The following is a 19,175-nucleotide window of genomic DNA, read 5'->3' on the forward strand; positions in this document are numbered from 1 at the left end:
AAGGCATTTAGTTGAAACTAATCTTCATGATACCATGTCGCACTAAAATTGGAAACTGCTAAATCCAGTCAATCCCACGCTCGATCGCTTTTTAGTTAAAAATTAATTGAATTTATAAACAGAAGCGCCTCTAATTGATCTAGCCTAAATAGGTGACGAAGCAAAACGAGCCCTCCTGCTGGCAAGAGAGCTCGTTCCTTATAGCCTATGAGCGTAATTTCGCTTGATACGTGTCCATTAACGCTTGAAGCACCTGATCGTGCTGTGCCTGCACTTCCTCATCTGTTAGAGTACGTTCATCATGTCGATACGTTAATGAGAACGCAACGGATTTTTTCCCTTCCTCTAGATGTTCGCCTTCGTATAAGTCAAACAACATCACGTGGTTTAATAAATCTCCTCCGTTAGAACGAATGACTGTTGTGAGGTCAGCAACTGGAATCGTTTTATCAACAACGAGGGCAATATCACGGACAATTGCCGGAAATTTCGGCACGCCTTGATAAGCGGTCGTTTCATTCGCTGATGTCACAAGCCCTTCAAGTTTTAACTCAAATACGTAGGCTTCATCCATATCCCACTCAGCTTGTAAAGCAGGGTGAACCTGACCAATTACGCCGATCGCAACGCCATCAAACAAGATCTCAGCCGTACGACCTGGATGAAAATCTTGTTGCTCAGTCTGCTTAAACGCTATACGATCCGTTAAAGCAAGTTCAGCAAACACTTTCTCTAACATTCCTTTTAATAAAAAGAAATCGCTTTGCTTCTTCTCTGCTTGCCACATGTGGTTCAGGAACGTACCGCTTATTAAACCAGCTAACCGTTCTTCTTCTTTAGGTAATTCCGTCAAGATTGTTTCTTCAGTTAAGAACACGGATCCTAATTCATAGATGAAAAGGTCTTGATTTCGATGGCTACGATTATGCGCTGCAATGTCAAATAAATGTGGCAACAAACTTGTTCGCATAACACTGCGCTCTTCACTCATTGGCTTATCAATTCGAATTGGCTCATAACCATCCTCAACGAAACGAGCTGCTTTTTTCGGACTTGTTAATGAATAGCTGATTACATCTGATAGACCGGCACCGCTAAGGGCACGTTGAATTTGTGAACGTACGGCTTGCTTCCATGAACGCTTTCCTTGCGTTGTCGTTCCTAGCGGAAGCGTTGATGGGATGTTGTCGTACCCATGGATCCGCGCCACTTCTTCATACAAATCTTCTTTGATTAAAAGGTCTTTTCGACGTTGTGGAATTGATACAACAAGATCTTGGTCCACTTTTTCGCAAGGTAGCTGGAGACGCCCCATAATGCCAGCCACTTCAGAAATGGTTAATTCTGTTCCTAAGCGATGGTTCATTTGCTCTAAGTTTAACGAAATCGTTGTTTCTTTTTTATTGCGGTGATCTTGAGTTACTTCGCCACTTAAAAGTTGCCCACCAGCAAGTTCTTGGATTAAATAAGCTGCTCTTCTAGCTGCTTCTCCGATTCTTCCTTCATTGATTCCTTTTTCAAATCGTGCACTTGAGTCACTGCGAACATTGCTTAGCTTTGAAGATTTTCGAACGAGAGCAGGTGAAAATGAAGCTGCTTCTAGTACAACGGTTGTCGTCGTATCTGTTACTTCAGAATCTAGCCCTCCCATGACTCCTGCTAATGCAACCGGCTCTTTCCCGTTTGTAATCACAAGTTGTTCACTAGCTAACGTTCGTTCAATCCCATCTAATGTCGTAAACGCTTCACCCTCTGTTGCGCGGCGAACGTGAATTTCACCTGTTCCAAGCGCATGAAAATCGAATGCATGGAGCGGCTGTCCATATTCAAGCAGTACATAGTTCGTAATATCAACCACATTGCTAATCGGACGTATCCCTGCTGCCATTAGACGATTTTGTAGCCAGGCTGGAGACGGACCAATGGTCACATTCTTAATAACAAGGGCTTGATAATACGGTGTGTCTTCAGCATCTTCCACGTGTACACGAATGTGCTCTTCCGCCGTTTCTTTTATTTCTCGCGCTTTAATTTTAGGCATTTTCACAGGTCGATCGTACAATGCCGCTAATTCATAAGCCACGCCAATCATATGCATACAGTCTGAACGATTCGCTGTTAAATCAAGTTCAAGCACACGATCGTGTAAGGCCATAGCGGATAAAACATCGTCGCCAGGCTCTACTTCTGCCGCCTCTGGAAAAACATAAATGCCTTCTGCATAGCGCTTCGGAACAAGCTTCCCTTCTATTCCTAACTCTTGCAACGAACAGATCATCCCTTGAGAAAGCTGACCTCTTAATTTCGCCTTCTTAATCTTCACATCTCCTGGTAAGCGTGCTCCTACTTTTGCAACTGCAACGTACTGACCAGCATCGACATTTGGCGCACCGCATACGATTTGCACATGCTCCTCTTCACCAATGTCTACTTGGCACACATTCAGCTTGTCAGCATCAGGATGTTGTTCTTTTGCGGTCACATACCCAACTACAACGTTGCTTGCGCCTTTATTCCGATCGTGAATAAAATCAATTTCGATCCCACTTCGCGTCATTTTCTCCGCAATCTCTTCTGGCGTGACATCATGAAGCTCAATGTACTCTTGCAACCAATCGTATGAAACTAACATTTATCTCTCTCCCCTCACTTTGTTTGAAATTGTTGTAAAAACCGAACATCATTCGTGTAAAACTGACGAATGTCATCAATATCGTATTTAAGCATGGCTAGTCGTTCTACGCCCATTCCAAATGCAAAACCGCTATATTCGTTTGGATCAAAGCCGCTCATTTCTAATACACGTGGATGAACCATCCCGGCACCTAATACTTCAATCCATCCAGACTGCTTACATACACGACACCCTTGCCCTTTACAAATACCGCACGATACATCAATTTCAACAGATGGCTCCGTAAAAGGAAAAAAGCTTGGACGCAAACGAATGTCACGATCTTGGCCGAAAAATTGTTTTGCGAATAACTCTAACACGCCTTTTAAATCACTCATGCGGACATCTTTATCCACATACAATCCCTCTGTTTGCATGAATTGATGGGAATGAGTAGCATCATCATCATCACGACGGAATACTTTTCCGGGGACGATTACTTTGACAGGCCCTTTCCCTTCATGAACTTCCATTGTTCTCGCTTGTACTGGCGATGTCTGTGTACGCAATAACAACTCTTCCGTAATGTAGAAAGAATCTTGCATATCACGAGCAGGGTGTTCTTTTGGCAAGTTCAACGCTTCGAAATTGTAATAATCGGTTTCAATTTCCGGACCTTCCCCTACCGAGAAACCCATTCCAAGAAAAATATCTTCAATTTCCTTCACAACACTGTTTAATGGGTGCACGGTTCCTTGTTTTACTTCTCTTCCAGGTAACGTGACATCTATGGTCTCCGACTTCAACTTTTGTTCCATTGCTGCAGAAGCCATTGTCTCCATCTTCGCATCTATTGCTGTTTTAATGTCGTCTCGGACAACATTTGCTAACGCACCAATAACAGGACGTTCTTCTGCTGATAATTTGCCCATCCCACGTAATACTTCCGTGATCGGTCCTTTTTTTCCTAAGTATGCCACGCGCACATCTTGTAGTTCTTTTTCTGATTGCGCGCCTTCAATTTTTGTTAACGCTTCTTGTTTTAAAGCCTCTAATTGATCTCGCATCGTATAGCCTCCTTTGTAGTTCAAGACACAAAAAAAGAGCCTCCATCCCCATGGAAAGGGACGAAAGCTCGTGGTACCACCCTTAGTTTACATACGTAAAACGTTGACTTCATTCTTATAACGGCTCAGCACCGGATTCATCCTTTAAAGACGACAGCTCAAGAGTGAATTCGGCTCATCCGTTCCTTGATGTTGCTTCCAGTCATGGCAACATCTCCCTGTAAGGTGGTTTCAAACGTACTACTCTCCATCATTGCTTTTCATTGTATTTAATTGTCCTCTATTATAATCAACTTACACGACAGTTGCAAGGTTACCTTTGTAAAGAAAACAATAAGATCCCAGTTGCGATTCCAACGTTTAGCGATTCTGCCCGTTCTTGTATCGGGATGTAAACATTCTCTGTTGTTTTCTCAAGCAAAGAAGGTTGAACGCCTTCACCTTCATTTCCAACAAGCAAAGCAAACGATTCGTACGTGACGTTTTTATCTAACGGCTTAGCATTTGTTAGAGCTGTTCCGATAACCGGTGTATTCACGTCTTTACAAGCATCAATCCACTGGTGTAAATCACCATGATAAACAGGAAGATGAAACAGCGCTCCTTGAGTAGAACGAATGACTTTGTCATTATATAAATCAACGGTACCTTTTCCGCATACAACCGCTGTGGCATTCATCGCCAACGCCGTTCTAATAATGGTACCAACATTCCCAGGATCTTGAAGACGATCTAACAATACATACGTTCCCGAAAAAGAATCAGGCTGCTTCCAGTTTTTCTTTTTACAAACTGCAATCATCCCTTGTGAAGATTCAGTTTGCGATAATTCCTTCATCACTACAGGAGTGACATAGAATACATCGCCAGAAAAAGACATACGCCATTCTTCTCGAGTCGTGATAATAGCATCAATATCAACATTTGCCGCGATCGCTTCTTCTACAAGGTGTTCTCCTTCAATTAAAAATAACCCGCTTTGTTCTCGTCCCTTTTTTGTATGAAGCTTCTTCCAAGCTTTTATTCGTTCATTTTTTGTTGACTCAATCGTTTTCAAGCGTTTGCCCTCACTTTATCCAATCACTTCTAACTAAAGAATAGCTGGTTTTGTACATAATTACTAGCCCAATTGAGCCATACTATCCATGATTCATTTACTTTAGGAGGTTGTCAAATGGGATTTAATTTACGTGGTGCAATTATGTCTAATATCCAAGGATCAAGTCAAGAAGATGTTGAAGCTACGATCTTAGACGCCATTCAAAGCGGCGAAGAAAAAATGCTTCCTGGCCTCGGGGTTCTCTTTGAAGTCTATTGGCAACAAGCCGATGAATCGACTAAAGATCAGCTCTGTGCTGAGATTAGTAAAGGGTTGAATTAAAAAAAGCGAGCGATTCCGCTCGCTTTTTTCTATTGCTTTTGCCGTGACTATTCAGAGTGACAAGCGCATAAGATGAAAGCATGTCTGTCTTCGAAAGGAAGATCCTATGCTTTATCGGTGGTTTTTTTCACTTGTTGCGCTTGTATTACTCGCTTATAGTGTATGGTTTATGTTTCAACATCCAATGGATACATACGGCTTTCGTGGATTTCGTTTTTTTCTGTTCATGCTACATGTCAGTATTTTTCTATATGGGATTGACTTAATTCGCAATCGATCGTACCAATAATGATTGATTAATTCATGTAAACAACGTTCATTAAAATCATTAACACAATGACACTCAAGCCAATTAATACCCATGGAGCTAATTTCCACTTTCCCGGTTCTCCCCTGCCAATTGAAGCCAAACTAAATCCTACCCCTGCGAATAGAACGAGTAAAGCAATCGATCCTAACGCATTCGTTACCCATGCAGGAAACGTTGTTGCAAACCCCGTAGCAAGGAAAACTGTAAAAACACTTAACATAATCGCAGAAATGAACGTTAAAACAAATGACCATTTACCAAACACATTCATGATAGAACTCCCTTTTTAGCCAAACGTTAACTGTTTTACCGAGTCTGCGTCTAATTTTTTGATAACTTCAACGAGTAATTTCACCGTATTCTCATAATCGTCTCGGTGAAGAATGCCTGCATGCGTATGAATGTAACGCGTCGCCACTGTAATGGATAATGCAGGTACACCGTTTGCCGTTAAGTGAATAGATCCAGAATCCGTTCCGCCACCAGCTAATGAATCGTATTGGTACGGAATCTTGTTCTCATCTGCGGTATTGACTACGAGATCACGAAGTTCTCTATGAGGTATCATAGACGCATCAAACAGAATAATTTGCGGGCCTTTACCAAGGGTTCCTTCTCCTTTTGTACCTGGTGTATCAGCACCAATTCCAACATCTACGCCGAAGCCGATATCTGGTTGTATTGCATGTGCACTTGTTTTAGCCCCTCTTAATCCAACCTCTTCTTGTACTGTACCTACCCCATAAACAATATTTGGATGTTGTTCGTCCTGTAGTTGTTTTAACACATCAATGGCAATGGCGCAGCCAATTCGGTTATCCCACGCTTTAGCCATCAGCATCTTTTCATTATTCATAACAGTAAATTCACAAACAGGAACAATCGGATCACCTGGTGTAACACCGAATTCTGCTGCTTCTTCTTTTGAACTTGCACCTACATCAATAAACATGTCTTTAATATCAACAGGTTTTTTTCTCGCTTCAGGCGTTAAAACATGTGGTGGTTTTGATCCAATAACCCCTGTCACATTTCCTTTTTTTGTCATGATGGTTACTCGTTGTGCAAGCATCACTTGGCCCCACCAACCACCAATTGTTTGGAAACGTATAAATCCTTTATCATCAATTGTTGTCACCATAAAGCCGATTTCGTCTAAATGGCCTGCAATCATAATTTTAGGGCCATTTTCATTACCGACTTTCTTCGCAATTAAGCTCCCAAGATGATCGGTTTCAATCGTGTCTGCATAAGGCGTTATGTATGATTTCATCACATCTCTTGCTTCTTTTTCAAAACCAGAAATCCCATTTGCATCAGTTAAATCTTTTAACATCTGTAACGTTTGATCCACTTTTAGCACTCCTTCAATTATCATTATCTGTAGTATAGCGAAATTTCTTTTTTTCAACAAACGTTTAGTAGACAAGTTCAGCGGGAAACTTTATAACTAATAATGAAACCTAACGATCTCTTTACACGTATGCATAAAAAGAGGACGATTTTGAGAGGAGCTGCTTGTTATGCTTGTGATTCTATTTCAGATCCTAATGATCACAGCTATTATTGTTATTGCTTATAGCCTCATTAAATATACATTAAAGCCAGAAAGAAAACTCTCTAAGGCACAAGAGAAGCGTGAATTTTATTTTCTTGATGATGAAGATAACGTCAGAAAAAATTTTTTCATTACGTATAAAGGACTCATGTTTGAAGGGGAAAAATATCTTGAGGCTACTTCTGATTCCTTTGACGTCACCCGTATCCAGATGCACACAGATACCCATACGTTAAAAGGCTTTCGCTATGAAGATTTCCATTTTCTTGAGGAAGAGATTCGAATTCGCTATCCGCAAGCAGTGATTGAATGGAACCAGCCTGTAAAAGCATTTATAAAGAATTCGACCCTTACAAATAATTGATCTAAGAAAAGAAGCGATCGACTCTAAGCCGAACGCTTCTTATTTATTACGATCTGGTTTATTCTGCTTTTTTCAACCCTACGTTTGCTCGAACTTTTACTTCTGCGTACTTTTGCTCATTTCGTTCTTTCGAAAGGAATGTACCGACAATTCCACCTAAAAAGCCGATTGGCACAGAAATGATTGCTGGATTCGTTAAATCAATTAACGGTTCACCTGTAATAAATGCCCCACCATCTGCTCGGATTACATTTGGACTAACTGCAACTAAAAAGAGAGCAGACAGTAATCCCGATAACATCGCCGTAATCGCTCCAGCTGTATTAAACCGCTTCCAATAAATGGTGTACACAATAACTGGTAAATTTGCACTCGCCGCTACACAAAAAGCTAATGCTACTAAAAACGCCACATTTAGATTTTGCGCGAATAGCGCCAGCGCAATAGAAAGAATAGCGACAGTTACAGATGCAAGTCTTGCTGCAACAACTTCCTGCTTTGGCGTTGCTTTGCCTTTTTTAACGATCTGTCCGTAGACATCGTGAGCAAAAGCAGAAGCTCCTGATAAAACGAGCCCTGCTACCACTGCCAAAATTGTTGCAAATGCTACAGCGGCTACAAAAGACATAAATAGTTCGCCACCAAGTTCTTGTGCTAACAATGGAGCCGCCATATTTCCAGCCGGGTTCGCTTCCATAATGGCTTCTGAACCTACAAATGCAGCAGCACCAAATCCTAAGAAAATCGTCAAAAGATAGAAAATGCCAACGATCCAAGTAGCCGTCACAACAGAACTTCTCGCGGTTTTCGCATCTCGGACTGTAAAGAAACGCATTAAAATGTGCGGAAGTCCCGCCGTACCAAGCACTAATGCAAGCATTAATGATATTGAATCAATCGGTGCTCTTCCTTGACCACCAGGATTCAAAAATCCTGATCCTTCATTGGCACTAACTGTTGAAAACATTTCTAAAATGTTGAAATTAAATTGAATCAGCACCATGATTGAAATGAGAACAGTTGCGATCATGAGAAGTGCCGCTTTTACAATTTGTACCCAGCTCGTTGCAGTCATGCCACCAAACAATACGTACGTTGTCATCATGACTCCAACTAATAACACTGCCCACGTGTAAGGGATATCAAATAATAATTGGATGAGTGCTCCCGCCCCTACTAACTGTGCAATCATGTAAAACACAACGATGGTAATTGTACTTCCAGCCGCAACACCACGAACTTTCCTTGCATCAAAGCGAGAGTGAATCATATCGGCAAGAGTGTATTTACCAAGATTACGCAATGGCTCAGCGACAATAAACATCACAACAAGATACGCTACTAAATAGCCAATGCTGTAGAAAAACCCATCAAAGCCGAATAATGCAATTGCCCCTGCAATCCCTAAAAACGAAGCCGCAGACAAATAATCCCCTGCAATGGCAAGTCCATTTTGCCAACCAGTTAAGCCGCCACCAGCTGTATAAAATTCACTCGCTGTTTTCGTTCGTTTTGCCGCAAAATATGTAATAACAAGGGTAAGCGCAACGATTGCTAAAAACAAAGAAATAACTGCTATATTCATAGGCTAACCCTCCCTTTCTCTTCATTTTCCTCAATCACTTTATCTGCAAGCTTATCGAATCGAGCGGCTTTTTTTACATATAGAATACAAAGTGTCCAAGTCATAATAAATTGCGCAACAGCTAGGACCCATGCCCACGTAATCTCACCAATGACCTGTCCCGTTAAGAGGTCCGTATAAACAGCTAATACAGGCAAAGAAAAATAAAAGATCATAAAGAAAATAATTGAAGGGATTAAAAATGCTTTTTTCTCTTTCATCAATTGCCTAAATGAAGAACTCTTCTCCACTTTCTCATAATACGTATCCTGTTTTTTTCTCATAAAACCTCTCCTCCATTCATTCAACGCTTAGACTGATTTTCTTTGTCCTCCTTCACATATATGAATATACTTATTTTATGTAAACGCTAACAATAAGTCAATTGATAATTTTCTAATAATTAATCTCGAACAAAAGACCCCTTACTTTTGCGGTATCGGGGTCTCTAAATCATCTGTGTGAATTGGGTCACCATGTTTTTTCGGGCGCAAGATGAACATAAATAAAAGTAAAAATAGAGCAAAAGCAACTACTCCAGGCAGTGGAAGTTGATGAATTAATCCTCCAAATGCTGTATACACAACGGCAGGTGAGATATTAATGATTGCCGACGTTTTTACGTAATCACGATAATTTTTTGATTCTTCCATAACGTAGAATGATAGTGCGTGAAAATGGACAAATGGCATAATCCGAAGTAGAAGCAGTTGCCAAATATTCACGTTCCCTCTTGAACCAAAAAGCTTTTCTTTAATCCCTTTTAATTTTTCATAGATGCTTGGAAACCGCTCAATCAGCCAATAAAAGGTCAGACTCACACCCATTAACCCAACATATGAAAAAATCATCCCGTAAAACATTCCAAATACATAGCCCCCGGCTAATGTAACGAGTAAAACAGGTAGAAAAAGGATTGGACGTATAATGTGAAGGATGATAAACAACATTGGTGCGTACCATCCAGCAGCTTCAATATAGGCGAGAGTATCATTTAGCAAGCCTTCCATAGTTACGCCTCCTTCTTTTCATGTATATGCTACAACGACGAGGAAATGAACAACCCTACCCCTATTTGAATGAGTATGATTGCTGGTATCCCATATTTAAACCCAGGTTTTCTTGTTTTGTGTCGAAACACATACATGCCTGCTAAAAGACCTACACTTCCGCCTAAGACAGCTAATAAAAACAGACTTTTTTCTGGTATCCTACTTTTTCGATTCCGTGCGTTGTGCTTATCCATACCCATTACCAGCATGGTAAAAACCGAAAGCAGTGATAAATAAATGATCATGCTTTCACTTCCCCTATATACTTTAAAAAAGTACAGCCACGGGGCTGTACTTTTTATTAATTATTTAAGCTAGCTTTTGCTTGATCTGCTAGTTGAGCAAATGCTTTTTCATCATTTACTGCTAGCTCAGCAAGCATTTTACGGTTTACATTAATTTCAGCAAGCTTTAGTCCGTGCATAAGACGGCTGTAAGAAAGACCATTCATACGCGCCGCTGCGTTAATACGTGTAATCCAAAGTTTACGGAAGTCACGTTTTTTCTGACGACGGTCACGGTATGCATACTGAAGTGATTTCATTACTTGTCCTTGTGCGGACTTAAATAACGTATGTTTTGAACCGTAATATCCTTTAGCTAGTTTTAAAACCTTTTTACGACGACGACGAGCGACATATCCACCTTTTACTCTTGGCATCGCAAATCCCTCCTTCTATCTGAACGAACAGTTTATTTTTTCTTGTATGTTAGCATTTGGTGAATACGTTTGAAGTCACCAGAGTGAACGATTGCAGACTTACGTAGTTTACGTTTTTGCTTTTGAGACTTGTTACGGAACATGTGGCTAGTAAACGCGTGTGAACGCTTTAGCTTGCCAGTTCCTGTTTTCTTGAAACGCTTTGCAGCGCCACGGTGAGTTTTCATCTTAGGCATAATAACGTCCTCCTTTTAACTAATCCTAAAAAACTATAATTATTTCTCCGCTTTTGGAGCCATAATGAGAAACATGCTGCGCCCTTCCATTTTCGGACGAGCTTCAATAGTGGCAACATCTTCACATTCTTTTGCAAGACGCTCTAGTACGTCACGCCCAATTTGAGAGTGCGTAATTGCACGACCGCGGAAACGAATCGAAGCTTTTACCTTATCGCCTTTTTCAAGGAATTTACGCGCATTTTTTAATTTCGTATTAAAGTCGTTATCTTCAATCGTTGGACTAAGACGAACTTCTTTAACCGTAACAATTTTTTGCTTTTTACGCGCTTCCTTATCTTTTTTCTGCTGCTCATAGCGGTATTTTCCGTAATCCATGATACGGCAGACAGGCGGTTTCGCATTTGGTGCCACGCAGACAAGGTCAAGATTTACTTTTTGTGCCATTTCCAGTGCTTCATGCTTTGATTTCACGCCAATTTGATCGCCATTAGCGCCAATTAAACGTACTTCTCGAGCTCGAATCCCTTCATTGACCAACATGTCCTTGCTAATAATGAGCCACCTCCAGTGGTTTTTGTGATGCAGCTAAAGCAATATAAAACGTCGCTACGCAAAAAAATGCGAGTACACACGGCACCCACATTTAATCAGCTTAATTCAAAAAACTGACGGTTTCTAACCTGACAACAAGCGTCAACAGGTGAGAAGCGGGTGCTTCTTCTTGCTTTATTTGACTAACACAAAAGCTACTATACCACGAGTGAACTTCCCTGTCAACGATTTATGGATCTATTCATAGCGCAATGCATCTACTGGATTAAGTTTTGCAGCTTTATTTGCTGGCAGGATTCCAAAAATAATTCCTACAACAATGGAGAACGTTGAAGCGATGACAATCACAGGGACTGATAAAGCAACATCTAAGTTAAAGCCTGATCCAATTAGAAACACGAGAACACTTCCAACAACAATGCCTATCATTCCACCTAAAAAGGTTAAGACAACTGATTCCACAAGAAATTGTAGCATAATCTGGCCTGTCGTTGCACCCATTGATTTGCGAATTCCAATTTCTTTTGTTCGTTCAGTAACCGATACAAGCATAATATTCATAACCCCAATGCCGCCAACGAGCAAGGAAATTCCAGCGATTCCGCCAATAATGATTGTAAGAATTTGTGTAATGCCCGCATCTGCTTCTAAATATTGACTGGAATCATGACTTTGGTAAGCATCGATTGTATCGTGATTCGTATTTAGTGTATGAATGGTGTCAGCTACCGCCCATTCAGCAGACTCAACGGATTCTGCTCGGATGCTAAGGCCTGAATAACCTTCCCGGAAGAAAACTTGCTTCCACGTTTCATAGGGCATAATAACTTGTGTACTATCATAACTGAGGACGCTCTCTGAAGGTGCTAAAACACCAACAATTTCAATAGGGTATGCGCCAATTTTAATCGATTGACCTACTGGGGACTCGTATGGAAAAAGTATTTCTGCTAAAGATGTGCTAAGTACGGCTTTTCTTGTTCCTGCTAGAAAATCAATCGGAGTTAACAGAGCACCATCCATTGCCTCATAGCCATAAAGGTCAAAATAATGCATCGTTGTGCCAAGAATTTCCGCTTCACTCTCTTGTTCATTAACCGTTAAATTCCGATGATCAAACGCGGTGGCTACAACTGCTTGAACATCAGACAATTGCTCAATGTCTTCAATATCACGTTCTGTAAATTGTTGTCCAACCCAAATATTCGGGTTTTGCATTTGGTCTTCTTCTGAAGGCTCAAAGAAAACTTGTCGAATATTCTCAACGCCCATCATTTGTTCTTTTAATTTTTGTTCTGCTCCTTGCCCAATTGCGACAACCATAATCACCGCTGCAACCCCAATAATAATTCCAAGTGTCGTTAAAATAGCGCGCATCTTTTGAGCGGCGATTGAACTAAAAGCCATTTTTATGTTTTCAATAATATTCACTGATTCAATCCTTTCCCCGACCCTACGATGCAGCTTCTTGAAGTTTCCCGTCTCGAACATAAACGATGCGATCTGTTTTCGCAGCAACTTCCGTTTCATGGGTAATAATAACTACCGTTGCACCTGCTTGATTCAATTCTCGCAGCAGCTGGATGATCGACTCACTTGTTTTTGTATCAAGTGCACCAGTGGGTTCATCCGCTAAAATTAATGACGGGTTATTGACTATTGCCCGGGCAATTGCCACGCGCTGTTTTTGTCCCCCTGATAAAGACGTTGGTTTATAGTGAACGCGATCCGCTAATCCAACCTTTTCTAACGCAGCAAACGCTCGCTGCTTTCGCTCTTTTTTCTTCATGCCACTATAAATTAGTGGCAGCTCAACATTTTTCCAGGCAGATTGTCGCGGAAGTAAATGAAACTGCTGAAACACAAATCCAATTTTTTGATTACGTATTCGGGCAAGTTGTTTCGGAGTTTGCATGCTAATGATTTCTTCATCCAACAAATACTGACCAGTTGTCGGCTTGTCTAAACAACCTAAAATATTCATAAGCGTCGATTTACCAGAACCAGAAGGCCCCATAATGGACATGAAGCTTCCCCTTTCAATTGTTAACTCAATTGGCGCAAGTACTTGTGACCAAGTAGGACCTAATCGAAACGATTTCGATACTTGATTTAACGTAATCACAACTCACCATCCCCCTCTTGCTCTTCTAGCTCGGGGTCTTCATCTTCTAAAAAGTCATCTTCAAACGACTCTCCATCTTCAACGTCAAATTCCTCTTCCTCAAAGCCGTCTTCACTACCCTCGTCTTCGTAGTCTCCTTCCATTATTTCATTTGGTGTAATGAGCATACCTTCTGTTACGACACCCATATAATCAGCAATAACAAGATCTTCTTCCGTTAACCCTTCTAAAATTTGTACGGCATAGTCGTTTGCATAATCGATTTCAACATCTCTACGAACGGCAAACCCATCTTCGTATACATACACATAACTTCCAAATTCATCATAAAGAACAAGCGCCATATCTAGCGTTAAGCCCATTTGCTCGCTCGTCACAATCTCCGCCATCATTTGATAACCAGGACGCAATTGTTCTGTGTCGCCTTCTGTAATTTTTATCGTAACAGGATACTGCGAGCCTGCTGAATCGCCATACCAATCATCACTTTCTGCTGGGAAATAGGACACATCAATCACTTCTCCTGTCCAAAATCCTTCTTCCATTGAATCTGAATACATAGAAGCTACGTGACCAAGCTCAATATCCATTGATTGACGTTCTGACACATTGCCTGTAATAGTAAACTCTGTTGTATCTGCAATTTCCATTAACGGCAATGAATTTCCTAGATCGTCTGTAGTGTCTCCAAGATCATTAATGCTCAGAACCTTCCCATTAATAGAACTTGTCAACGTTCGTTCTTCTTTTTGTTTCTTTGCAGTCTCTAACTGATTTTCTAGTCGAGTTAACGTGAAATTCTCAGCTTTTTTTTGCTGAGCTAATTCAGTAAGTTGAGCATCTAATTCGGCGATCGATACGAGCGGTTCTACTTCCGTTCGCTCACCTGTTTCCTCATTTTCTAAATATGTTGGTTGAACATCTGGGCTTGTTCTTTGTCTGTTTATCTCTGCTTCTGATGACGTTAAACTTGTGATCGTTGCTTGGCTTTGTTGCATCTGCAACTCTATATCTTGAATTTCAAAATCGATTTCTGTTGTACTATATTGCAGAATAGGCGTGCCTTCTTCCACGTCTTCACCTGTTTCAACTAAAATCTCGTAAGTCTCTTCTTCAGAAGAAGGTTGTACGATTTGTCGATTCACTAACTCTAAGGAACCAGGCACCATAACCGTTGTACTTAAATCCTCATACATCGGTGAAATAAGATCGAACATTTCTTCTTGTCCGCTCACGGCTAAATCTCTCCCTGTTGTCATTCCATAAACTGTAAATGTGGTGACCGATGCGACCACAAGACCTGCAACAATTCCTTTTGCCCATAGTTTCACTTACAACATGCCTCCTATAACTTGAAAAATAAAGACCATCGCATACATCCCGACACCAATTGCTAACGCTACCAAGCGATCAAAAGCAGCGGTACGCATTAAACCGACGGTGATTAGTATGATAAAGAGAATGGTTGAAACTTCTAAACTTGCTAAAAAAGGATAGAGAAGATGTTCTTCACTCACAAATACGGTTGGCGCCGTATAGATATAGCCATATGTACTTGCAATTGTATTCATAATCATTATGTATAAAAAGCCGATGCTTGGCACAAGTGAAGCAAAAACCGTCATAGAATAAAGTGCTCCATAGGTTGTTTCACGATTATGCATTTTACTAAAAGCAAAGAGAAGAAGTGCTAAAATAGGCGGAACAATTGAAAATATCCCTAACACCACTATCCACACAACTGCTCCCGTAATAAAAGATTCGACATTTATACCTACAAACGGATCAGATTCATAGTTATACTCATCCACATACATTTCATCGCTATAAGAATCACCTATTTCAGTTGGCAAAAGACCGCCTTGTCCAGCTAAAAGAGGAATAAGTAAACCAACTAACACAATGGCTAGAATAAGAAACATTGGACCTAGCGCTCTAGGTTCGTAACGAATACGATCAAACTGTTTCATTGGGCTAAAAAGAAATGAAAAAATATTTGGTTTTTTAACAGTATGAATGTCTTCGAGGTCGTAAGCCTCACTTCTTTGTTCCATTTCATGATCCCCTTTTTCTTTTTATTTCCTTAATTATACATATAAATGTCGTAAAATGGTGCCACTTTAGAAAAACTTTAGAAAATTTCTTTTCATTTTTCATTAAAAATGCACACAAAAAAACACCTCGGAATTTCTCACTCCGAGATGTTCCCAATCATTATGACTTGATTTGAATCGTTTCCGTAATTAAGATGCTTCCATTCACCGATTGCACGATTGGACAGTTTTTTGTAGCTAGTTCCAATGCTTTTTCTAGCTTTTCGTGACTCGCTTCTGCCCCTTCCACAATGAATCGTAAGTGAACTTCCGTTACTTCGTTTACACTTTTTTCGTTACGAACAACATCTGCTTCTATATCTATATTTGTATAGGAGAGCCGTTTTTTATCTAAAATCTTTCTAAATACGCCTCCACTACAAACCGCAATCGACGAAACAAGTAGTTGGAACGGTCTAAAACCAGCTGTTTCATCCCCACTTATATCAAGCTGCCCGTAAGGCAAATCAATTGAATAACCAATGTCTTTCATTTTGTATGTTAGCAAAAGAATACCTCCTTATTTCTTCTAGTATTATACCCTTTTGTAGCGACAAATAACAGACTGGCGATTGACTTAAAAATTCAGTAAAATTAGTAACACAATGCAAAGGAGTGATTTTTTGTTGCTTGGTTTAAAAAACAAAGATGTGTATCTTCTGCCTCATCAACAAACTTGGTCAGAAGCATTTCAAAACGAAAAACAGCGATTAGCTCAACTTTTATGCTCATTTTCTCCTACGATTGAACATATTGGCTCAACAGCCATACTGGGAATTAAAGCAAAACCCCTACTTGATGTATGTGTAGGCATTCAATCTTTAGCGACTTTTGACTACTTTCCATTTGATAAGCTAAAGCAACATCATTATTATCGGTTGCAAAACGTTAACTTAAAAGACCGATTTGTTATGGGCAGGTTTACTAGTCTTGAAACACAAGAAAAAACAGTCGTTCTTCATATTGTTGAGCAAGCTTCTCCAACATTTATGTCTTTCGTTACGTTTCGTGATTATTTAATAACACACCCTTCAGATCGTGACGTTTACGAGACATTAAAGATCGATTTAGCTCAACGATTCCCGTCAGATCAGAAAGCTTATACAAAAGGAAAAGAAGCATTTATCGCGTCCATCTTAAAAAAAGCAGGTGATGATCTGTGATTGTATCCACCTTATCCTCCAAAAAACTAACACAACATCAATCAAATGCCCTCGCTTTTCCATTGGCCTTAACTAGTGCAGCGACAAACATTTCGTTCATAACCATTTCGAAAGGTGAAAAAATCGGTATGCATCAAGCTCACACGGCACAACGCTTATGTTGTCTTCAAGGCCGAGTGGAGGTAAGTTCAAATCAAGAATCTTGTGAGCTATTGCCTTTACAAATGGTTGAGTGGACAGCAGGAGAATACCATGAGACTGTTGCATTAGAAGACTCACAAGTAATCGTGGTTGAGACCATTCAATTTGAACGTTAAGTAAAATATACTCAAAAAAATCAAAAATTGGCGGCGACCCTTTTGCAATGGAGTCATCGCCAATTTCAAATCAACATTGGTACTCAGTGCTATTAGAACGTTTCCTGTAATGAATTACTTTAAGTCCAACCAATCCACTTCTTCTTTTGAAAGCCTTAATCCAGCCCCTCTCGCACAAGAGATCATTTCTTGTTGGTTTTGAGGACCAATAATAGCTGCTGTCGGGAACGACTGATTGATGACATAGGCAAGAGCAATTTCAATGGTGGTCAGCCCTTTTTCCTTTGCTAAACGTGTTGCACGGTCATAGCGCTCCCAATTTTGATCGTTATAAAACACCCTTACAAGATCTTCATTGCTTCGATCTTCTCTCGAAAAGCGACCAGTAAAGAAACCTCTTGCTTGAGCTGACCAAGAAAAAACAGGTAGTTTCGTATCGCTGTGCCAATCCAGATCTGCCCCTGTTAAACTAAGGCAACCTGGCCAATACGGATCTTGTGCTTTAGCCAAGCTAAGATTAGGACTTGAAAAAGAAAAACCTTTTAACTGATGTTCAGCCGCATAGGCATTTGCCTCTGCAAGTCGCTCCACAGGCCAATTTGAACCTCCAAACGCTTCGATATACCCATCTTCCACAAAACGATTGAGCCATTCAAGAATTGCGCCAACCGGAACTTTCGGATCGTCACGGTGAAGGGCATATAATTCTACTTTGTCCGTTTTTAAACGGTCCAAGCTTTCTTTTAACTGTTCAGTAAGATCGTACTGGTTAATGGTATGGCCCTTTTGATTTGGATGCCCACCTTTTGTCCACAAATTAATGTTAGAACGATTGCCTTTGTCAATCCAATTCCCAATTGCTTCTTCACTCTTTCCACCATTGTAAATATAGGCAGTATCAATCGTATTCCCATCAATACTAAGAAACTGATCAATCATTTCGTCGACTCGGTTTTGCTCATCAGGCGAAAAATAGTCTGATCCCATAATTAACGATGATATCGGTTTTTGCACACCTTTAATTGAAATCGTTCTCATTTAATGGCCTCCTAAAGAAATTCGCGTTTGATTTTGGTGAGATTTCATACATGCATCAAGCAACTGTTGATTTTTTAACGAGTCTTCACTTGAAAATAACGGCGCTTCTTCTTCCCATACAGCTCGTACAAATTGGTCCGCTTGTTTTGCATAGTGATTCGTATCATTCACTTCTTTATGGATAACTTCGTCTCCTTTAAAAAGATCATACCCCTCGCTCCCGCCTGTAAAAGCGTTTGCAATTTCAATCCTTCCATCAGTTCCTAAAATTTCGACCTCGTTTCGAAACGCTGACCACATGCCACAATCAAACGTTAAAAACTTTCCATTTGAAAATTCAACAAGTCCTGCGGTAACCATATCCACATAATCATGGGTAGCTGGCGTAAAACTATGGGTTGTTACGGCATTCGGTTCTTCTCTAAAAATCATTCTTGCCAAACTTAACGGGTACACGCCGACATCAAATAAACTTCCGCCACCATTCTCTCGCTTCATGCGGAAATTTTGATAATCCCCTGCATTATTAAACGAAAATGCTGCGCGAATGCCCCTCAGCTCGCCAATTTCCCCGTTTTTAATATCAGTCAAGATGTGTTGATAGCGCAATTGATGACGATACATAAAAGCCTCAATAAGAAGTACATTTGCCTCCTTACACGCTCTCATCATGTCCTCTACTTCTTTTGCATCTAATGCTAAAGGCTTTTCACATAATATGTGTTTCTTAGCTGCCGCTGCTTTTTTTACCCATTCCATATGTAAATGATTCGGTAAAGGAATATAAACCGCGTCAATTTCCGGATCGGCAAGCAAGGCCTCATAAGATCCATATGCGTTTGGAATTGAAAAAGATGTTGCGACTTCTTCCGCTGCTGCCTGCGTGCGACTTGCAATTCCGTGAAGTTCTCCTAATGATGATTCTATGATACCTGGTATAACCGACTTCTTCGCGATCGTGGCTGTACCTAGAACACCCCATTTTAATGTTTTCATCTTATCCCTCCAATACATGTT

The 19,175-nt window shown here is 40.4% G+C and carries 24 protein-coding genes and 1 other annotated feature; of the genes, 5 read left to right on the forward strand and 19 right to left on the reverse strand.

Features of this window, described 5'->3' with window-relative positions:
- Positions 1–205 precede the first annotated feature (205 nt).
- The 3 genes from pheT to ABC361_RS13795 all read right to left on the reverse strand — a co-directional run bounded on the left by pheT (position 206) and on the right by ABC361_RS13795 (position 4,738).
- Entirely contained in the window at positions 206–2,632 is a 2,427-nt protein-coding gene (gene pheT, locus ABC361_RS13785; RefSeq protein ID WP_413074493.1) for a phenylalanine--tRNA ligase subunit beta, read from the reverse strand.
- Positions 2,633–2,646: 14 nt separating this feature from the next.
- The gene (gene pheS / locus ABC361_RS13790) at positions 2,647–3,681 is read right to left on the reverse strand and encodes a phenylalanine--tRNA ligase subunit alpha (RefSeq protein WP_413074494.1); all 1,035 of its coding nucleotides are present in this window, start codon (positions 3,679–3,681) and stop codon (positions 2,647–2,649) included.
- A gap of 313 nt (positions 3,682–3,994) precedes the next feature.
- Positions 3,995–4,738, reverse strand: coding sequence for a TrmH family RNA methyltransferase (locus tag ABC361_RS13795; protein ID WP_413074495.1), 744 nt, complete (start codon positions 4,736–4,738; stop codon positions 3,995–3,997).
- A 117-nt stretch (positions 4,739–4,855) separates the two neighbouring features.
- On the opposite strand from ABC361_RS13795, the gene sspI reads away from it, so the two are divergent.
- Entirely contained in the window at positions 4,856–5,062 is a 207-nt protein-coding gene (gene sspI, locus ABC361_RS13800) for a small acid-soluble spore protein SspI (protein ID WP_413074496.1), read from the forward strand.
- Positions 5,063–5,168: 106 nt separating this feature from the next.
- Positions 5,169–5,351 (forward strand): hypothetical protein, encoded by a 183-nt coding sequence (locus tag ABC361_RS13805; protein ID WP_099301449.1) that lies wholly within the window; start codon positions 5,169–5,171, stop codon positions 5,349–5,351.
- Between the two features lie 7 nt (positions 5,352–5,358).
- Here ABC361_RS13805 and ABC361_RS13810 read toward each other — a convergent pair whose 3' ends face one another.
- Entirely contained in the window at positions 5,359–5,643 is a 285-nt protein-coding gene (locus ABC361_RS13810) for a hypothetical protein (protein ID WP_413074497.1), read from the reverse strand.
- Between the two features lie 15 nt (positions 5,644–5,658).
- A complete protein-coding gene (locus tag ABC361_RS13815) occupies positions 5,659–6,735 on the reverse strand; it encodes a M42 family metallopeptidase (protein WP_413074498.1) in 1,077 nt (358 codons plus the stop codon).
- Between the two features lie 160 nt (positions 6,736–6,895).
- Between ABC361_RS13815 and ABC361_RS13820 the strand changes: the two genes are divergently transcribed.
- Positions 6,896–7,294: a sigma-w pathway protein ysdB gene (locus ABC361_RS13820; RefSeq protein ID WP_413074499.1), complete on the forward strand. Its 399-nt coding sequence runs from the start codon at positions 6,896–6,898 to the stop codon at positions 7,292–7,294.
- Between the two features lie 58 nt (positions 7,295–7,352).
- Here the strand turns inward: ABC361_RS13820 and ABC361_RS13825 are convergent, their stop codons facing one another.
- The 12 genes from ABC361_RS13825 to ABC361_RS13880 form a co-directional block, all read right to left on the reverse strand.
- The gene (locus tag ABC361_RS13825; RefSeq protein WP_413074500.1) at positions 7,353–8,879 is read right to left on the reverse strand and encodes a solute symporter family protein; all 1,527 of its coding nucleotides are present in this window, start codon (positions 8,877–8,879) and stop codon (positions 7,353–7,355) included.
- Positions 8,876–9,202 carry a DUF485 domain-containing protein gene (locus ABC361_RS13830; protein WP_413074501.1) on the reverse strand — a complete coding sequence of 109 codons (327 nt, stop codon included), beginning with the start codon at positions 9,200–9,202 and terminating at the stop codon, positions 8,876–8,878. The genes ABC361_RS13825 and ABC361_RS13830 overlap by 4 nt, the downstream gene beginning before the upstream one ends.
- 141 nt (positions 9,203–9,343) lie before the next feature.
- Complete coding sequence (locus ABC361_RS13835; protein ID WP_413074502.1) at positions 9,344–9,928, reverse strand: TVP38/TMEM64 family protein; 585 nt, start codon at positions 9,926–9,928, stop codon at positions 9,344–9,346.
- 29 nt (positions 9,929–9,957) lie between these two features.
- A complete protein-coding gene (locus ABC361_RS13840; RefSeq protein ID WP_413074503.1) occupies positions 9,958–10,215 on the reverse strand; it encodes a DUF1294 domain-containing protein in 258 nt (85 codons plus the stop codon).
- A 56-nt stretch (positions 10,216–10,271) separates the two neighbouring features.
- The gene (gene rplT / locus ABC361_RS13845; RefSeq protein WP_255223592.1) at positions 10,272–10,631 is read right to left on the reverse strand and encodes a 50S ribosomal protein L20; all 360 of its coding nucleotides are present in this window, start codon (positions 10,629–10,631) and stop codon (positions 10,272–10,274) included.
- Between the two features lie 32 nt (positions 10,632–10,663).
- The gene (gene rpmI / locus ABC361_RS13850; RefSeq protein ID WP_413074504.1) at positions 10,664–10,867 is read right to left on the reverse strand and encodes a 50S ribosomal protein L35; all 204 of its coding nucleotides are present in this window, start codon (positions 10,865–10,867) and stop codon (positions 10,664–10,666) included.
- Positions 10,868–10,906: 39 nt separating this feature from the next.
- Complete coding sequence (infC, locus tag ABC361_RS13855; RefSeq protein WP_413074505.1) at positions 10,907–11,410, reverse strand: translation initiation factor IF-3; 504 nt, start codon at positions 11,408–11,410, stop codon at positions 10,907–10,909.
- Between the two features lie 66 nt (positions 11,411–11,476).
- Positions 11,477–11,599: a sequence feature (ribosomal protein L20 leader region), on the reverse strand.
- Positions 11,600–11,659: 60 nt separating this feature from the next.
- Positions 11,660–12,853, reverse strand: coding sequence for an ABC transporter permease (locus ABC361_RS13860; RefSeq protein ID WP_413074506.1), 1,194 nt, complete (start codon positions 12,851–12,853; stop codon positions 11,660–11,662).
- 22 nt (positions 12,854–12,875) lie between these two features.
- Entirely contained in the window at positions 12,876–13,547 is a 672-nt protein-coding gene (locus ABC361_RS13865; protein ID WP_413074507.1) for an ABC transporter ATP-binding protein, read from the reverse strand.
- Positions 13,544–14,878 (reverse strand): efflux RND transporter periplasmic adaptor subunit, encoded by a 1,335-nt coding sequence (locus ABC361_RS13870; RefSeq protein WP_413074508.1) that lies wholly within the window; start codon positions 14,876–14,878, stop codon positions 13,544–13,546. Before ABC361_RS13870 ends, ABC361_RS13865 begins: the two co-directional genes overlap by 4 nt.
- Positions 14,879–15,601, reverse strand: coding sequence for a YIP1 family protein (locus ABC361_RS13875; protein WP_413074509.1), 723 nt, complete (start codon positions 15,599–15,601; stop codon positions 14,879–14,881).
- Between the two features lie 160 nt (positions 15,602–15,761).
- The gene (locus tag ABC361_RS13880; protein ID WP_413075777.1) at positions 15,762–16,133 is read right to left on the reverse strand and encodes an OsmC family protein; all 372 of its coding nucleotides are present in this window, start codon (positions 16,131–16,133) and stop codon (positions 15,762–15,764) included.
- Positions 16,134–16,266: 133 nt separating this feature from the next.
- Between ABC361_RS13880 and ABC361_RS13885 the strand changes: the two genes are divergently transcribed.
- Positions 16,267–16,803 carry a GrpB family protein gene (locus ABC361_RS13885; protein WP_413074510.1) on the forward strand — a complete coding sequence of 179 codons (537 nt, stop codon included), beginning with the start codon at positions 16,267–16,269 and terminating at the stop codon, positions 16,801–16,803.
- The gene (locus tag ABC361_RS13890) at positions 16,800–17,120 is read left to right on the forward strand and encodes a cupin domain-containing protein (RefSeq protein ID WP_413074511.1); all 321 of its coding nucleotides are present in this window, start codon (positions 16,800–16,802) and stop codon (positions 17,118–17,120) included. The genes ABC361_RS13885 and ABC361_RS13890 overlap by 4 nt, the downstream gene beginning before the upstream one ends.
- A gap of 114 nt (positions 17,121–17,234) precedes the next feature.
- On the opposite strand, the gene ABC361_RS13895 is transcribed toward ABC361_RS13890, so the two are convergent.
- Positions 17,235–18,158 carry an aldo/keto reductase gene (locus ABC361_RS13895; RefSeq protein WP_413074512.1) on the reverse strand — a complete coding sequence of 308 codons (924 nt, stop codon included), beginning with the start codon at positions 18,156–18,158 and terminating at the stop codon, positions 17,235–17,237.
- Positions 18,159–19,154, reverse strand: a complete 996-nt coding sequence (locus tag ABC361_RS13900) for a Gfo/Idh/MocA family protein (RefSeq protein WP_413074513.1) — start codon at positions 19,152–19,154, stop codon at positions 18,159–18,161. It lies immediately after the preceding gene.
- Positions 19,155–19,175 lie beyond the last annotated feature (21 nt).

The organism is Shouchella phoenicis (genome assembly GCF_047238345.1).
GTDB lineage: Bacteria > Bacillota > Bacilli > Bacillales > Bacillaceae_D > Shouchella.

Coding starts and splice junctions, on each gene's coding strand:
- ABC361_RS13810 (WP_413074497.1), bottom strand. CDS start 5,643: ATGAATGTGTTTGGTAAATGGTCATTTGTTTTAACGTTCATTTCTGCG.
- infC (WP_413074505.1), bottom strand. CDS start 11,410: ATGTTGGTCAATGAAGGGATTCGAGCTCGAGAAGTACGTTTAATTGGC.
- rplT (WP_255223592.1), bottom strand. CDS start 10,631: ATGCCAAGAGTAAAAGGTGGATATGTCGCTCGTCGTCGTCGTAAAAAG.
- ABC361_RS13875 (WP_413074509.1), bottom strand. CDS start 15,601: ATGGAACAAAGAAGTGAGGCTTACGACCTCGAAGACATTCATACTGTT.
- ABC361_RS13820 (WP_413074499.1), top strand. CDS start 6,896: ATGCTTGTGATTCTATTTCAGATCCTAATGATCACAGCTATTATTGTT.
- ABC361_RS13830 (WP_413074501.1), bottom strand. CDS start 9,202: ATGAGAAAAAAACAGGATACGTATTATGAGAAAGTGGAGAAGAGTTCT.
- ABC361_RS13825 (WP_413074500.1), bottom strand. CDS start 8,879: ATGAATATAGCAGTTATTTCTTTGTTTTTAGCAATCGTTGCGCTTACC.
- rpmI (WP_413074504.1), bottom strand. CDS start 10,867: ATGCCTAAGATGAAAACTCACCGTGGCGCTGCAAAGCGTTTCAAGAAA.
- sspI (WP_413074496.1), top strand. CDS start 4,856: ATGGGATTTAATTTACGTGGTGCAATTATGTCTAATATCCAAGGATCA.
- pheS (WP_413074494.1), bottom strand. CDS start 3,681: ATGCGAGATCAATTAGAGGCTTTAAAACAAGAAGCGTTAACAAAAATT.
- ABC361_RS13835 (WP_413074502.1), bottom strand. CDS start 9,928: ATGGAAGGCTTGCTAAATGATACTCTCGCCTATATTGAAGCTGCTGGA.
- ABC361_RS13805 (WP_099301449.1), top strand. CDS start 5,169: ATGCTTTATCGGTGGTTTTTTTCACTTGTTGCGCTTGTATTACTCGCT.
- ABC361_RS13895 (WP_413074512.1), bottom strand. CDS start 18,158: ATGAGAACGATTTCAATTAAAGGTGTGCAAAAACCGATATCATCGTTA.
- ABC361_RS13880 (WP_413075777.1), bottom strand. CDS start 16,133: ATGAAAGACATTGGTTATTCAATTGATTTGCCTTACGGGCAGCTTGAT.
- pheT (WP_413074493.1), bottom strand. CDS start 2,632: ATGTTAGTTTCATACGATTGGTTGCAAGAGTACATTGAGCTTCATGAT.
- ABC361_RS13900 (WP_413074513.1), bottom strand. CDS start 19,154: ATGAAAACATTAAAATGGGGTGTTCTAGGTACAGCCACGATCGCGAAG.
- ABC361_RS13840 (WP_413074503.1), bottom strand. CDS start 10,215: ATGATCATTTATTTATCACTGCTTTCGGTTTTTACCATGCTGGTAATG.